Below are 12,873 nucleotides of genomic sequence, written 5' to 3' on the forward strand. Positions count from 1 at the left end.
ATTGGAAAAGTTCAGCGTATTTTCGCCTAGGAGTCTGTCGGACTTTCCGATAAAAAGACCGAATTGACCATTTTGTGGTCAATTTTGGCGCTTCTACATGAATTTTCGATTATTCGAATTCGATGAGTCGCCCAAATATTCGTGTACAAGCGCTTCGCGCTTGGAAGTCCGACAGACTCCTAGCGCCCCTCCTCCTCGGTCCGCCCGGCGATGGCGTCGATCAACTCATAAAGCTGTTCCTCCTCCTTCTCCGAACTGAGCCCGATGGCCACCTCCGAGATGTAGAACAGCATCCCCACCAGCAGCGACAGCACCGACAGCACGAACATCAGCACGGCCACCACCTGGGCCGCCGGCACGTACAGGGCCAGGCCCAGCAGCAGGCAAGTGACCATGGTGCCGATGCCGCCCAGCAGGGTGTAGAAGAAAGCGTTCTTGATCCGGCCGGCCCGGTGCTGGATCGATTCGATCTGGGCTTGCAGGACCAGGACTTCCTGTTTCTTGCCGGCCAGGGCGGCGAGGTGCTTGTCCTTATGGAAGGCCCGCAGCCGGTTGACGATGCCCATCAGCCGGGCGTTGATCGAAAGGACAAGCAGCCCCGTGGCCGAGATGAAGATGGCCGGGGCGACGAAGGCTTGGAAGAGTTCCGTCTGGGTCATGGTTTGCCTGTGGGGGAAAGGCCGCAGGGCGCGGCGGCACCCCCGAAGTTTAGCGAGTGCCGCCCCGCCCCGTGCGTGCGCCCTGGCAAACCGCCGGGTCCGGCCGATAATTGGGATATGGGTACGAGACCCGCCTATCCCGCGAGGTGCCGCCATGAGCCACTTGAACCTTCTGCTCCACCTGATGAACCAGCGGACCTCCATCCAGGAGGCCCAGATGGAACGCGCCGCCGCCCTGATCCTGGCCGGGGCGCTGGTCCTGATCGCGGTGGCCCTGATGCTGCTGTGAACGGCCCGTGATGGGCCGTCGCGGCGGGGAATCCGTCCCCCACGTGGATATGGGCGCGGGGGTGGCGGGGCTGTCGCCATCTTTTTTCGCCGCTTCCTCCCGGTGGAGACACACAAGCCTCAGCCTTCGATAGAACCCAAAGCCCCCGCGTCCGGCAAACCGGGTGGAGAACCGGCCTGGCCCGGTCCGTTCGTACACGAAAAAGGCCGCCGATGCGGCCTTTTCACGGTCTCCGTCGCCCTATTGGCAACTGAACGTCACCCAGAGCGATTTGCCATCGACGCTCAACGCCTGGTTGCCATCCACCTGCACGGCATAAGTATCGCCCGCGTTGAAGGACGCCGCCCCGCTGGCGGTGCAAGTCCGTTGGCCGGCAGCGATGGTGCAATCCACCCCCGGCGACATGAACACGGCATCGACGCCCTTGCGTAGCGTGAAGCTGTAGTTACCCGTGGTGTTGCCGCTGAAGGCGGCCCTGAGGGTCGCCGCCGCGCAGCTTTGCGGGATGATGCGGTGGCCGTCGCTCTCCTGGGCGATGGGCAGGTTGCCATAGCCCAGCCAGGCCGTCCCGTTGCCGTTGATGTTGGTCCCGAACACGCTGTAGGTATCCGAATACAAGGCACCACCGGCGGGCGTCGTCCATTGGGTGTTGTAGTCGGTGCCGTCGATCTTCGCCAAAACCTGTCCGGCGCTGCCGCCGGTGGGGACGCCCGGACCCGTGGCCCCGGTCGGGCCGGTGGCTCCCGTCGCTCCCGTGGCCCCGGTCGGACCCTGCGGCCCGTCCGGGCCGGTCGGGCCGGTGACCCCGGTCGCGCCGGTCGGCCCCTGCGGCCCGGCCGGACCGATCAGGGTGACATCGACGAAGGCCGCATGGCTGGTGTCGGTGTTCTCCTTGCTGTCGAGGGACACCTCCCCCACCGTCGTGGTCAACAGGATCGAACGGCCCGGATCACCGGGGTTGTCCACCCAATATTTGACAATATCGGAAACATCCACGCTGACCCATTGCGGCAGGTTGTTGATGGCGGTGGAGTCCGTGAACGGCGCGGGGAGCGCGGCGTCCGTCAGGCCGGTGTTGGCGGTGAGGGTGCCCTCCGCCCAGTCGGCGTTGGCCCTTTTCACGACGAAGCGGGCGCTGTTGTTGGTGGAGCCGCGCACCCAGACGTGCAGCATGGCCTTGGCGATGTCCGAGCTGGCGGTACCGGCCGGAAGGAAGGTGGCCATGGATTTGAACTTGAACAGCACGGTCTTGCCGGTGCCGTTGGCCGGGAGGAGGGTGGCCGAGCCGTAGTTCACCGTGGGGTTGGCGCTGTCGGTGTAGCTGTCGGAGCGGACGGGGATTTCCACCGCCCGCGCGGCGAAGGGGGCGAGGACCGCCGTGGCGAGCGCGGCGCGGAGGAACTGCATGGATCGGGTCATCTTTCGTGTCCGGGGGTGTTTGCTGATGGATGGCTTGGCGCTTCGTCAGCCGTGGTGGGGCGGACCGCGACCCGGCGAACCCTGGCTGGCGGGTCGCGCTATCGCCCACCCACCCCATGGCAAGCCCACGTTATAAGGCCCACGGTTGCGGGAGGTTTGCGGTGGTGGGTAAGGAATATACCCACCCTGCCAGCGGCTTGGAATGGCCGGATTCCCCGCCGCAAGCGCCCGCTAAAACGGTGGACTATGGCTATTGGCAGGTCACTGTCATGTAGACCGCCACGCCGCCGCCGGTATTATGCGCTTGGGTACCCCCGGTCACGAGTATCCCCAGGCCATCCCCCGCGACGAACGAAGTATTGCTGGAAGTATTACAAGACCGGACCGAGCCGCCCCCGAAATTACTGGCGCAGGTCATTACGTCGCTATAGGTATACGAGCTTCCGGTATTGGTGGCCTTCCGCAGCTTGATGGTATAGGTATTGGAGCTGACCACGGTATTGGAGATGGCATTCATGGAAACCTTGCTACACGGGGCGCTCAGCATCCTGAAACCGTCTTGCTCGTTGCTGGATTGCGCCTGGGTGCCCCCGATGATGGTGATGTAATGGGCGCTCAGGATGGTGCTATTGCCACTGTTGATGAGGAAATTGAATTGCTGCGGGATATCCATGGGCTTCCAATTCGAGGCGCTACTGTCGTAGGTCAGCACCTGGCCGTTGGTCGGTGCCGTGGACGCCACGGTGGTGCCCTGGAGGCTGGTGGCGTTGGAACCGCCGCCGGTCGGGGTCGTCCATTGGGTGTTGTAGTCGGTGCCGTCGATCTTCGCCAAAACCTGTCCGGCGCTGCCGCCGGTGGGGACGCCCGGACCCGTGGCCCCGGTCGGGCCGGTGGCGCCTGTCGCACCAGTCGCGCCAGCGGCCCCGGTCGCGCCGGTCGCGCCGGTCGGACCCTGCGGCCCGGCCGGGCCGATCAGGGTGACATCGACAAAGGCCGCATGGCTGGTGTCGGTGTTCTCCTTGCTGTCGAGGGTCACCTCCCCCACCGTCGTGGTCAACAGGATCGAACGGCCCGGATCGCCGGGGTTGTCCACCCAATATTTGACAATATCGGAAACATCCACGCTGACCCATTGCGGCAGGTTGTTGATGGCGGTGGAGTCCGTGAACGGCGCGGGGAGCGCGGCGTCGCCCAGGCCGGTGTTGGCGGTGAGGGTGCCCTCCGCCCAGTCGGCGTTGGCCCTTTTCACGACGAAGCGGGCGCTGTTGTTGGTGGAGCCGCGCACCCAGACGTGCAGCATGGCCTTGGCGATGTCCGAGCTGGCGGTACCGGCCGGAAGGAAGGTGGCCATGGATTTGAACTTGAACAGCACGGTCTTGCCGGTGCCGTTGGCCGGGAGGAGGGTGGCCGAGCCGTAGTTCACCGTGGGGTTGGCGCTGTCGGTGTAGCTGTCGGAGCGGACGGGGATTTCCACCGCCCGCGCGGCGAAGGGGGCGAGGACCGCCGTGGCGAGCGCGGCGCGGAGGAGCGGTTGTACGGGGTTGGTCATCGTCGTGTTCCTAGGAGGGGTTGTTCGGCAGATAAGGTAGTTGTACAGGCCCAGGCACGAAGAATAGCCGTCGACGGAAGATTTGTGATGGTTGGGCGACACCCGGCCCGATGCAGCCGACGGCCTGGGCGGAATCGGGGCACCGGGCCACCGGAGGGGCGTTCCGGCGGCCACGGCGTTATAGTTCGCGTCCCACCCAGCACGACGAGGAACCCCATGCCGACCGCTCCCCGCACCGCGACCACGGAGGCGCACCCCGCTTGAACCCGGCGCCCCCCCGCAAAGCCAAGGACCGGGCCGAGTCCCGCGATCCCCGCACCCTCGACATGTTCGACCCGCCCCCCCGGCGCGTGGCGACGCCCCGGCCCGCCAGGGCGCGGCGCAAGCCCGGACCCGGCGCGCCGCCCCCGCCGTCACCGGAAACCGCGTCCGCCGACCCGGTCCCGGCGCTGGCGCCGGACGAGCGGGCCGAATTGGAACGCCTGCGCCTGCGGGCCGAGGAATCCGAGCGCGAATACCAGGATGGCCGGGCCTTGATCGAGTCCATCGAGGGCTATCTGGCCGAGGAATACGCCAAATCCGAGGCGCTGGCGCGGGAGAACGAGCAACTGCGCGGCAGGTTGGGCGAATGGCTCCAGCGCACGCAGGAACTGGAACGCGAGCGCGAGCAACTGGTGGGGATACTGATCACGCTGCTGAAGGACCGCAACCGGCAGGCGCGGAAGCAGGCGGGGTTCTGAACCGCCGCCGTCGGCGAGTGGATAAAAAAAGGCCGCGCGAGCGGCCTTTTCCACGTCCGATGGACAATGGTTGTTGAGTGTCAGGGGATGAATTTAACGCGGCCCCGGCTGACGCGCGCTTCATCGCCCGCGTACCAAGTGCCGGTGCCTTCGGAGTCGCGGACGAACGTCAGGCTGCTCCCATCCGGAGCCACGAAAATATGGTTGTGGTCGCCGCTGCTATAGGTGATCTCGCCGGTGCAGTCGCTATCGATGGTGTAGGTGGACGTGACCTGCACCTGATGGCCGTCGCTATCGGTCTCTTTGACGGCACCCTTGCCCATGCCGTCGAAAGTTTCCATGCCCGCCGCGGCGTAAGGCACGCCGCCCTCCTGGCCGGCCAAATGGTAGACATACGTGCCTTTGAGCGCTTTCTGCGTACACACGACATCGGCGGCGAAAGCATCGACACAAATCAGCGATCCCACAGCGCAGGCGAATGCTAAGGCGTTTCTTCTTATCACAACGATTTCCTCTTGAAAGTCAAAAATCCAAGCTCCGGGCCACCAGGTCGCCCCGGTCTTCATCTTTCCAAAACCTGCATCCATCTGTCTATCAGATAGTTTCAGTTTTTTTCAATGTAGTTCACTTTTTAATTTGTGCAATGGATCGCGATAAATTCCGGCTGGCTCAGGAAACCGCCGCGTCCGGGCCTTAACGCCGGACGGCGGTGGGCGCGGCGAGAGCGCGTCGGAACCCTCACAGATATAAATGATAAGGAAGGTTATCTTGGGTAATAGCTACCGTCCATCCCGCCTGGAGCGATGGACTGGGCTGGGAGTGCCGCTTTGGGCATACTGCGCCCATCGTCCACCGTCCCGAGGATATCCATGGCCCGCCGCCGCCTGACCACCCTGCCCGAACGCCGTCCGCCCACCTTCGACCTGGCCCGCGACGCCTGCGAAGCCCTGTTCCGCGAAACCGGACTCACCCCCGGCACCGACGCCGTGGTCGAGCGCATCGGCGTCAACAACCGCCCGCTGGTCCGCAAGGCCATCGAGGCTTGGCTGTTGGACCTGCCCGCCCGCCTCTACCGGCGCGAGGACTTGCCCGACATACCGCCCGAACTGGCCGGGCAATTCCGGGGCTTGTGGGAAGCGGCGGTGCAAGCGGCGGACCAGCGCTTCGCCGGGGAACGGGCCGGGCTCCAGACCGAACTCGACGCCCGCGCCGCCGGATTGACCGAAGCCCAGGCCGCCCAGGCCGGGGCCGAGGCCCAGGCCGAAGCCGCCCGCGTCGAACTGGCCGGACAACAAGCCACCGCCGCCGCGTTGGAAGCGGAATTGGCCGGGGAACGCGAGACGGTCCGGGCCACCACCGCCCTGTTGCGCCAGGCCGAGGCCGAGGCGGCGCGGCGGGCGGCCCTGTTGGAGACCGAGCGCGGCCACGCCGCCGAGCGCATCGCCTTCCTGGAGGAGCGCATCGACAAGGACAACGCCTGGTATCTGCAACGCATCGCCGAGGAACGCGCCGACGCCCGCCAGGAAGCCGCCCGCGAATTGGCCCGCCGCGACGAGGAACTGGGGAGGTTGCGCCTGGATGCCGCCCGCCGCGATACCGAACTGCGGGCCTTGCGCGAGGAACTGGCGGGGCTGAAGGGCCGGGGCGAGGCGCAGGCGCAAGCGCTCGTCGCCGCCCAGGCCGCCTTGGAGGAAAAAACCGCCGCCCTCGCCACCCTGGCCGGGGAGGCGGCGGCCTTGCGGAGCGCCCAGGAAACGGCACCGGACGCCCCGCGCCATGCCGCCAAGCCGATCCCCAAGCGGGGCTGGGCCAAGCAGCGGCGGTGAGGGGCTTAGAGCCCGGCCAGGACCGCCTCGGCGCTGGAGACCTCGAACTTGCCGGGTTCCTCCACGGCGATGTGGCCGACCACGCCGTCGTCCACCACCATGGCGAAGCGCTGGCAGCGCACGCCCATGCCCTTGGCGGTGAGGTCGAGTTCCAGGCCCAGCTTGCGGGTGTACTCGGCGCTGCCATCGGCCAACATGCGGACCTTGCCGTCCACCCCGAGTTGCTGGCCCCAGGCCCCCATCACAAAGCCGTCGTTGACGGCCACGCACCAGATTTCATCGACGCCCTTGGCCTTGAGCTCGTCGTAATGGGCGAGGTAGCCGGGGACGTGCTGGGCCGAGCAGGTCGGGGTGAAGGCGCCGGGCAGGCCGAAGACCACGATCTTCTTGCCCTGGGCCAGCTCGGCGACCTGGAGCGGTTGGGGTTTCAGGGGGCAGCCGGTGCCGGTGTCGAAGCCGGTGGATTCGCTGAGCGTGCCCTCGGGCAGGCGTTCGCCAACTTGGATGGTCATGGGATTCCCTCCTCGGTGTTGGGGGTTGGAAAGGCGGCAGCATGACCCAGGCCGGGCGCGAAGTCAAAGCGGGCCGCGCCTGAAACCCTTGTAATATCAGGGGTTTGGGCGCGGAATAGCCCATGCCGCATGGGGGTTTTCAAGCGACGGAAGACGGTGTCGGCGGGCTTGCTCCCTCTCGGGCGTTGGCATGCCCTCACCGTCCCGGCCGCCATCGACCACCCCGGATATACCAGCTTTCCGCATCCGCCGCCCCCGGTGGCGATCCGCCATTGAGCCGGGTCCGGCCGCCGGCCTATCCTGCCCCGCTCCAATCCACCCCCCGCGCCGGGCACCGCCCGGAACCGGGGAAAACCCCATTCGACAGTCTATGAACGCTGCAACAAACCTCTCGATCTGCGCCGTGCTGGCGGTACGCAATGAACTCCCCTACCTGCGGGTGTTGCTGCCCTTCCTGGCGGCGCAGGGCATCGAGGTCGCCATCCTCGACAACGGCTCGACCGATGGCAGCCAAGCCCTCTACGCCGCCTACGCGGGCGATCCGGTGATCTCGGTCGGAACCCTCCCCTATCGCGGGTATTTCTCGCTGTCGGAGCAACTGGCGGCGAAACGGGCCTTGCTGGCCACGCTCCACCACGATTGGCGGGTCCACCACGACGCCGACGAGATCATGGAGCATCGCGGACCCGGCCAGACCCTGCGCGACGCCATCGAGGAAGCCGACGCCCAGGGCTACAACGCGCTCAACTTCGAGGAGTTCGTGTTCCTGCCGGACGCGGGGACCGACCTGTCGGGGATGGATTATTACCGGACCGCCCTCCGCTACTACTTCCTGGAACCCCGCAAAGGGAAACCCCGGCTCAACCGCGCTTGGAAGCGCGGCCTGGAAGCGGCCAATCTGGCGACGGGGGGGCATCGGCTGGAAGGGGGGGATGTGGCGCTCTCTCCGGCCAACCACATCCTCCGCCACTACATCGTCCTCGGCGAGGACCACGCCCGGCGCAAATACGTCAACCGGGTTTTCGACGCCCAGGAGGTGCGGCGCGGCTGGCATGGGAAGCGGATGAACATCCCCGCCGACCGGCTGGCCTTGCCAGAATCGGGCGAGTGGCTGTTCCGGCTGGAACGGTTCGATTCCAAGGATTTCCGCAGGGACCGGCCCGCCACCGACAATTTCTGGCACTGGTAGCCCGGTTCCGGGCCACGCTTGCCGCTTCGGGCGGCGCGGGCATAGGATTCCCGCCGGACATGAAAAAGGGCGCTGAACCCCGCCAAGAGTCACGCCCTTCTTTGTGATGCGAAAAAACCAAGCCCACCCGTGGGAGGCCCGATTCATGCCCGCCACCCGCGAAGGAGTACCAAGCAATGGCCGATGATACCCCAAAATCCACCCCCGACCACAACCCCGAGTTGCCGCCCCAGTCCGCCGAGGAAAAAGCCGTCGCCGAGTTCCTGGAACGCCAACTGGAAGCGGAAATGCCCAACATGGCCCCCGAGATGCGGCGCCAACTCGCCCGCATGGGCGCGGCCATCCAGCGGCGCGACGCCGAGCGGGAAGCCTCCCGCGGGGCCGCGCCCGAACCCAAGGCGGCGGTCCAGGAGCCGCCCCCGCCGGCCCTGGCGGAAGTCCTGCGCTTCCTGCTCCCGTTCGGCGAGGACACCCGGCCCATCTCCAACGTCATGGCCCGGTGCGCCCTGTTCGCGCCGGTGAAGGAACGGCGGCGCTTCGACGATTACACCGTGGTGGGCCGGGTCGAGGGTTGTTTGATCGAATGGAAGGGCGAGCAACTCAACCAGGACGATCACGACACCTTCATGCAGTTGGTGCAGATGGCCCGGCACCAACCGCTGGGGACCGATGTCGTGCAGCCGGTGAACGCCATCCTGCGCGGCTTGGGCCGGCATACCCGGCAGGAGCAGCGGCGGCAGTTGTTCGAGCAGTGCGACCGCCTCATGTCGGGGGTGTTCAGGATCACGCCGGACGGCAAAGCCTCCTACGCCGGACACTTGCTGGCGGACATCGTGACGCCCCAGAACCAGCGGACCGAACCGCAGCACCGGCGTTTCCTCTCCTACCAACTCAATGTCAAGCTCGCGCCGTTCTACGCCGACGACGCCTTCACCCTGATCGACTGGGGCGAGCGCCTCAAGATCAAGGGGCGCGGCTCCGAACTCGCCAAATGGCTGCACTTGTGGATTTCCAGCCATGCCGAGCAGTATCCGCACAAGGTGGAGACCATCCGCAGGCTATGCGGGAGCCAGGTGAAAGACCTTAAACACTTCCGGGAGAAACTTCGGCAAGCCCTCGACCTGCTCAAAGACGCCGGGGTCATCACCTCCTGGGCTATCGACGCCGCCGATCTCGTGCATATCGACCGGATGCCCAGCACGACGCAGCTTGAGCACATCGCCAAGAAGGCGGCAAAGGAAGATCGGCGGCGCAAAACCATGACCCATATCTCCGACCTCCTTCCCCGTCCGCCCAAGCCTAAGGGTAAGAAGGGGTAGCGCGGCTTTTCGGCCACCGGAGCGCGGCTTTTCGGCCACCGGAGCGCGGCTTTTCGGCCACCGGAGCGCGGCTTTTCGGCCACCGGAGCACGGCTTTTCGGCGACCGAGCGCGGCTTTTCGGCGACCGAGCGCGGCTTTTCGGCGACCGGAGCGCGGCTTTTCGGCGACCGGAGCGCGGCTTTTCGGCGACCGGAGCGCGGCTTTTCGGCGACCGGAGCGCGGCTTTTCGGCGACCGGAGCGCGGCTTTTCGGCGACCGGAGCGCGGCTTTTCGGCGACCGGAGCGCGGCGAAAAGCCGAGATAACTAATTGATTTAGTTAGTAAATTTAAAAAGACGCGCCGCCTTAAATCCTTTTAAATCTTTTTAAACCGTTTTCGAATCGGCGCGGATGCGGAAATCGCGTCGAAATCGAACCGGACCGCCGGGCCGCATCTTGGCTATCCTCTGCCGATTACAACCGCGATGGCCCCGACCATGACACTCGACCCCACCGACCGCGCCCTGCTCCGGGGCTGGCTCCAAGGCTTGCCCTGGCTGGTCCTCTCCGACGTGTACCAACCCGACCAACTGCCCTCGGCAACCAAGGCCCACACCGAAACCCTGGTCGAAGCCCTGGTGGCGCGGGCGCGGCGCTCGGGCCGGGACGACCTCGCGGACCGCCTCGCGGGCGGACCGCTGGTCTCCGAGCGCTGGCAAGCCCAGGCCGACGCCGCGATAGACGCCATCCTCGAATTACCCGAACCGCGCCCCGCCCCATCCGATCCGGTGGCCCGCTGGTTTCCGGGACGCATCGAAGCGCCCTTGGCGCGGGCCGGCATCGCCACCCTGGCCGACATCGCCCAAGCCGCCGAACTGGACGGCTGGTGGCGGACCGTCCCCCGCATCGGCGAGGACGGCGCGGAAATCCTCCGCCAATTCTTCGCCCAAAGCCCCGAACTCGGCCCCCTGCCCGAGATCGTGGTCGAACCGCCGCCCGCCCCCGAGCGCCCACCCCGCACCGACGTGGCCCCGCTCGAATACTTCCGCGCCCCGGAACTGCTCTCCGGTCGCGACCGCACCAACCGCCAACCCCCCGAACGCCAGCGCATCCAGGCCGACACCGACGCCGAGGCGGTCGGCTGCTGGCTGGCGCAATGGCCCGAGGACAGCGCCACCCGCCGCGCCTACCGCAAGGAGGCCGAGCGCTTCCTGTTATGGAGCCTCTTGGAACGCGGCAAGCCGCTGTCCGGGTTGGGCGTGGATGACGCCATCGCCTACCGCCAGTTCGTCCGCGATCCGCAGCCACGGGAACGCTGGGTCGGCCCGCTGGCGGCCCGCCGTTCGCCCGGCTGGAAACCGTTCCAGGACGGCCTGTCCGAACGCAGCGCCCAATTCGCCGAGACCGTGCTGCGGAGCCTGTGCCAATGGTTGGTGGAGGTGGGATATCTGGCCTGGAGCCCGTTCGGGGGATTGCGCCGCGCCCGCCGCTCGGAAGAAGGCATGGCCGTGGGCCGGGCGCTGTCGGAACGGGAATGGCGCTGGGTGATGGATTACTGCGCCGGGAAGCTGGCCGAGCCGGGGACGGACACGGCCTATTACCGCCACGCCCGTTTCGCGCTGCGCTTCGGCTACGCCACCGGGCTGAGGATCAGCAACCTCGCCGCCGCCACCCTGGGCGACCTGGAACGCCGCGAGGGCCGCGACGGGGCCAAATGGTGGCTCCACTGCCGGGTGAAGGGCGACAAGCCCCACAGGGTGCCGGTGACGGCCCTGCTGGGGGAATTGCGCGAGTACCTAGGGTTCCGTGGCTACGACGCGCCCCTGGAAGCCCTGGACCCCGATATCCCCCTGATCGGCAAGCGCCGCCGCACCCGCACCGGGCGCAAAACCTACCGCGAAGTGGCCTATAGCCCGGCGGGTTTGCACGACCTATTCCGTTCGCTGTTCGGGGAGGCGGGCGCGGCGCTGGAATCCACCGACCCGGTGGCGGCGGCGCGGCTGCGGGCCTCGACCGCCCATGTGCTGCGCCACACCCACGCCACCCACGCCCTGGAGCGCGGCGTGCCCATCACCGTGGCCCAGCGCAACCTGGGCCATGCCAGCCTCGCCGTCACCAGCCGCTACCTGACGGTGGACGACGACCGCCACCACGAGGAAATCGGCAAATTGCTGGACCCCGGCGCGGAACCGGCCTGACCGTCACGGAGTGGTCAAATTCTTCGCAAAGGCCAGGAAGCTCTGGAAAACCGGGGGTTCCAGGCCATCGAGCCACAGACTTATCCACAGAAAATGTGGATAACCGCTTCTAAATATGCGAGCGATTGGTTGTAGCAATGCCGCCTCGACCCGCAAGCGCGGTCCAGGTATTCCGCCTGTTCCGGCGTGGGCCTGAGTTCGATCTTGTGGGCGAGGAGCATGGCAGGGTGCGTGCCTACGGTCCTAGGCCACGACGCGGGGATCGGCCGCGCACTGGTTGGCGAGCCAAACCCCGGCCAGGATCAGCGGGGCCAGGATCAGGCTGCCCAGCATGACCAGGGCGGTGCTGGCGGCGGCGACCACGTTGAGGGCGAAGGGGGCGATTTGCTTGAGGAAATTGGACATGGCGGGTTCTCGGGGGAGGATGGAGGGAACGGGGATTTTAGCCGTTCCGTGGCGCTCCGGTCCCGCCCGGTCCGCGCTCCGGTCCACCGCCGCAGCCTAGAAGAGATAAGAAGAGCAACGAAACCGGACCCCGCAGCAACGCTGGAAACCCGGTCTCTATTCCTGCAACCCGAAGTCTCGGGTCCGGTGACTATGAGTCTCGTTTTTTAGTTGAATTATGAGCCTTTTTGACTCATCATTCCGGCCTTGAAATCTCTAAAACAGGTTGGATATGGAGAATAAGAGTCTCAAATCCAGGCGCGGATTTCCCAAATACACCGAAAATCCCAGTCTGGACCACGCGTCGGACAGCACCAAATCGGGAACCCGGCGGATCGTCAACAGAACCGGCGACCGCTGCCTGATCGTGTCCGAACACGGCGAAATCCTGGCACCGGCGGGATTCCACGAAGTCGTCGAGGTGGACCGCACCAAGTTCGTGAAGCTGTACGTGGATGGCGTGAAAGCCTTGCAAGAGCTGAGTTCGGCGGGGGCCAAGGTTTTCGAGTTGGTTTACAGGATCGTGCAGGACAATCCCAGCGCGGACCGGTTCTATCTGCACCTCATGGATGCGGAAAAACACGGACTGAAGATTTCGCGGCCCGTGTTCCACCGTGGCTTGAGCGAGCTGATAGGGAAGGAATTCGTGTTCGAGAGCGTCATGCCGAATATCTACTTCCTCAACGTCAACTACCTGTTCAACGGCAACCGGCTGGCTTTCATCAAGGAATTCCGGCTCAAAGAGAAACG

General features: G+C 66.0%; 14 protein-coding genes (1 of these 14 cut by a window edge). 7 read left to right on the forward strand and 7 right to left on the reverse strand.

Annotated features, from left to right (window positions below; genetic code table 11):
- Nucleotides 1-179: 179 nt before the first annotated feature.
- Entirely contained in the window at nt 180-659 is a 480-nt protein-coding gene (locus B9N93_RS25840; RefSeq protein WP_176225418.1) for a DUF2721 domain-containing protein, read from the reverse strand.
- Between the two features lie 154 nt (nt 660-813).
- Between B9N93_RS25840 and B9N93_RS26560 the strand changes: the two genes are divergently transcribed.
- Complete coding sequence (locus B9N93_RS26560) at nt 814-948, forward strand: hypothetical protein (RefSeq protein WP_254899520.1); 135 nt, start codon at nt 814-816, stop codon at nt 946-948.
- 240 nt (nt 949-1,188) lie between these two features.
- On the opposite strand, the gene B9N93_RS25065 is transcribed toward B9N93_RS26560, so the two are convergent.
- Nucleotides 1,189-2,367, reverse strand: coding sequence for a DNRLRE domain-containing protein (locus B9N93_RS25065; protein ID WP_125469191.1), 1,179 nt, complete (start codon nt 2,365-2,367; stop codon nt 1,189-1,191).
- Nucleotides 2,368-2,617: 250 nt separating this feature from the next.
- Nucleotides 2,618-3,916, reverse strand: coding sequence for a DNRLRE domain-containing protein (locus B9N93_RS25070; protein ID WP_125469192.1), 1,299 nt, complete (start codon nt 3,914-3,916; stop codon nt 2,618-2,620).
- A 260-nt stretch (nt 3,917-4,176) separates the two neighbouring features.
- Between B9N93_RS25070 and B9N93_RS23335 the strand changes: the two genes are divergently transcribed.
- Nucleotides 4,177-4,656 (forward strand): hypothetical protein, encoded by a 480-nt coding sequence (locus B9N93_RS23335; protein WP_125469193.1) that lies wholly within the window; start codon nt 4,177-4,179, stop codon nt 4,654-4,656.
- 80 nt (nt 4,657-4,736) lie between these two features.
- On the opposite strand, the gene B9N93_RS23340 is transcribed toward B9N93_RS23335, so the two are convergent.
- Complete coding sequence (locus B9N93_RS23340; protein WP_125469194.1) at nt 4,737-5,222, reverse strand: hypothetical protein; 486 nt, start codon at nt 5,220-5,222, stop codon at nt 4,737-4,739.
- Nucleotides 5,223-5,525: 303 nt separating this feature from the next.
- Between B9N93_RS23340 and B9N93_RS23345 the strand changes: the two genes are divergently transcribed.
- Nucleotides 5,526-6,482, forward strand: a complete 957-nt coding sequence (locus B9N93_RS23345) for a DNA-binding protein (RefSeq protein WP_176225419.1) — start codon at nt 5,526-5,528, stop codon at nt 6,480-6,482.
- A 5-nt stretch (nt 6,483-6,487) separates the two neighbouring features.
- Here B9N93_RS23345 and B9N93_RS23350 read toward each other — a convergent pair whose 3' ends face one another.
- Nucleotides 6,488-6,994, reverse strand: a complete 507-nt coding sequence (locus tag B9N93_RS23350; RefSeq protein ID WP_085216792.1) for a peroxiredoxin — start codon at nt 6,992-6,994, stop codon at nt 6,488-6,490.
- A gap of 370 nt (nt 6,995-7,364) precedes the next feature.
- On the opposite strand from B9N93_RS23350, the gene B9N93_RS23355 reads away from it, so the two are divergent.
- From B9N93_RS23355 to B9N93_RS23365, 3 genes are all read left to right on the forward strand, one after another.
- The gene (locus B9N93_RS23355) at nt 7,365-8,183 is read left to right on the forward strand and encodes a glycosyltransferase (RefSeq protein ID WP_176225420.1); all 819 of its coding nucleotides are present in this window, start codon (nt 7,365-7,367) and stop codon (nt 8,181-8,183) included.
- Between the two features lie 176 nt (nt 8,184-8,359).
- Nucleotides 8,360-9,502: a plasmid replication initiator TrfA gene (gene trfA, locus B9N93_RS23360; RefSeq protein ID WP_085216794.1), complete on the forward strand. Its 1,143-nt coding sequence runs from the start codon at nt 8,360-8,362 to the stop codon at nt 9,500-9,502.
- Between the two features lie 476 nt (nt 9,503-9,978).
- Nucleotides 9,979-11,679: a phage integrase family protein gene (locus tag B9N93_RS23365; protein WP_176225421.1), complete on the forward strand. Its 1,701-nt coding sequence runs from the start codon at nt 9,979-9,981 to the stop codon at nt 11,677-11,679.
- A gap of 80 nt (nt 11,680-11,759) precedes the next feature.
- Here the strand turns inward: B9N93_RS23365 and B9N93_RS26935 are convergent, their stop codons facing one another.
- Both B9N93_RS26935 and B9N93_RS25845 read right to left on the reverse strand, forming a co-directional pair.
- The gene (locus B9N93_RS26935) at nt 11,760-11,900 is read right to left on the reverse strand and encodes a helix-turn-helix domain-containing protein (RefSeq protein ID WP_217807393.1); all 141 of its coding nucleotides are present in this window, start codon (nt 11,898-11,900) and stop codon (nt 11,760-11,762) included.
- Nucleotides 11,901-11,922: 22 nt separating this feature from the next.
- Nucleotides 11,923-12,084 (reverse strand): hypothetical protein, encoded by a 162-nt coding sequence (locus tag B9N93_RS25845; protein ID WP_176225422.1) that lies wholly within the window; start codon nt 12,082-12,084, stop codon nt 11,923-11,925.
- Between the two features lie 271 nt (nt 12,085-12,355).
- Between B9N93_RS25845 and B9N93_RS23375 the strand changes: the two genes are divergently transcribed.
- On the forward strand, nt 12,356-12,873 hold the 5' portion of the coding sequence (locus tag B9N93_RS23375; protein WP_085216796.1) for a hypothetical protein. 91 nt of this gene lie beyond the right edge of the window; only the first 518 of its 609 coding nucleotides appear in the window; its start codon is at nt 12,356-12,358; its stop codon lies beyond the right edge, outside the window.

Origin of the sequence: Methylomagnum ishizawai (assembly GCF_900155475.1) — a bacterium.
GTDB lineage: Bacteria > Pseudomonadota > Gammaproteobacteria > Methylococcales > Methylococcaceae > Methylomagnum > Methylomagnum ishizawai_A.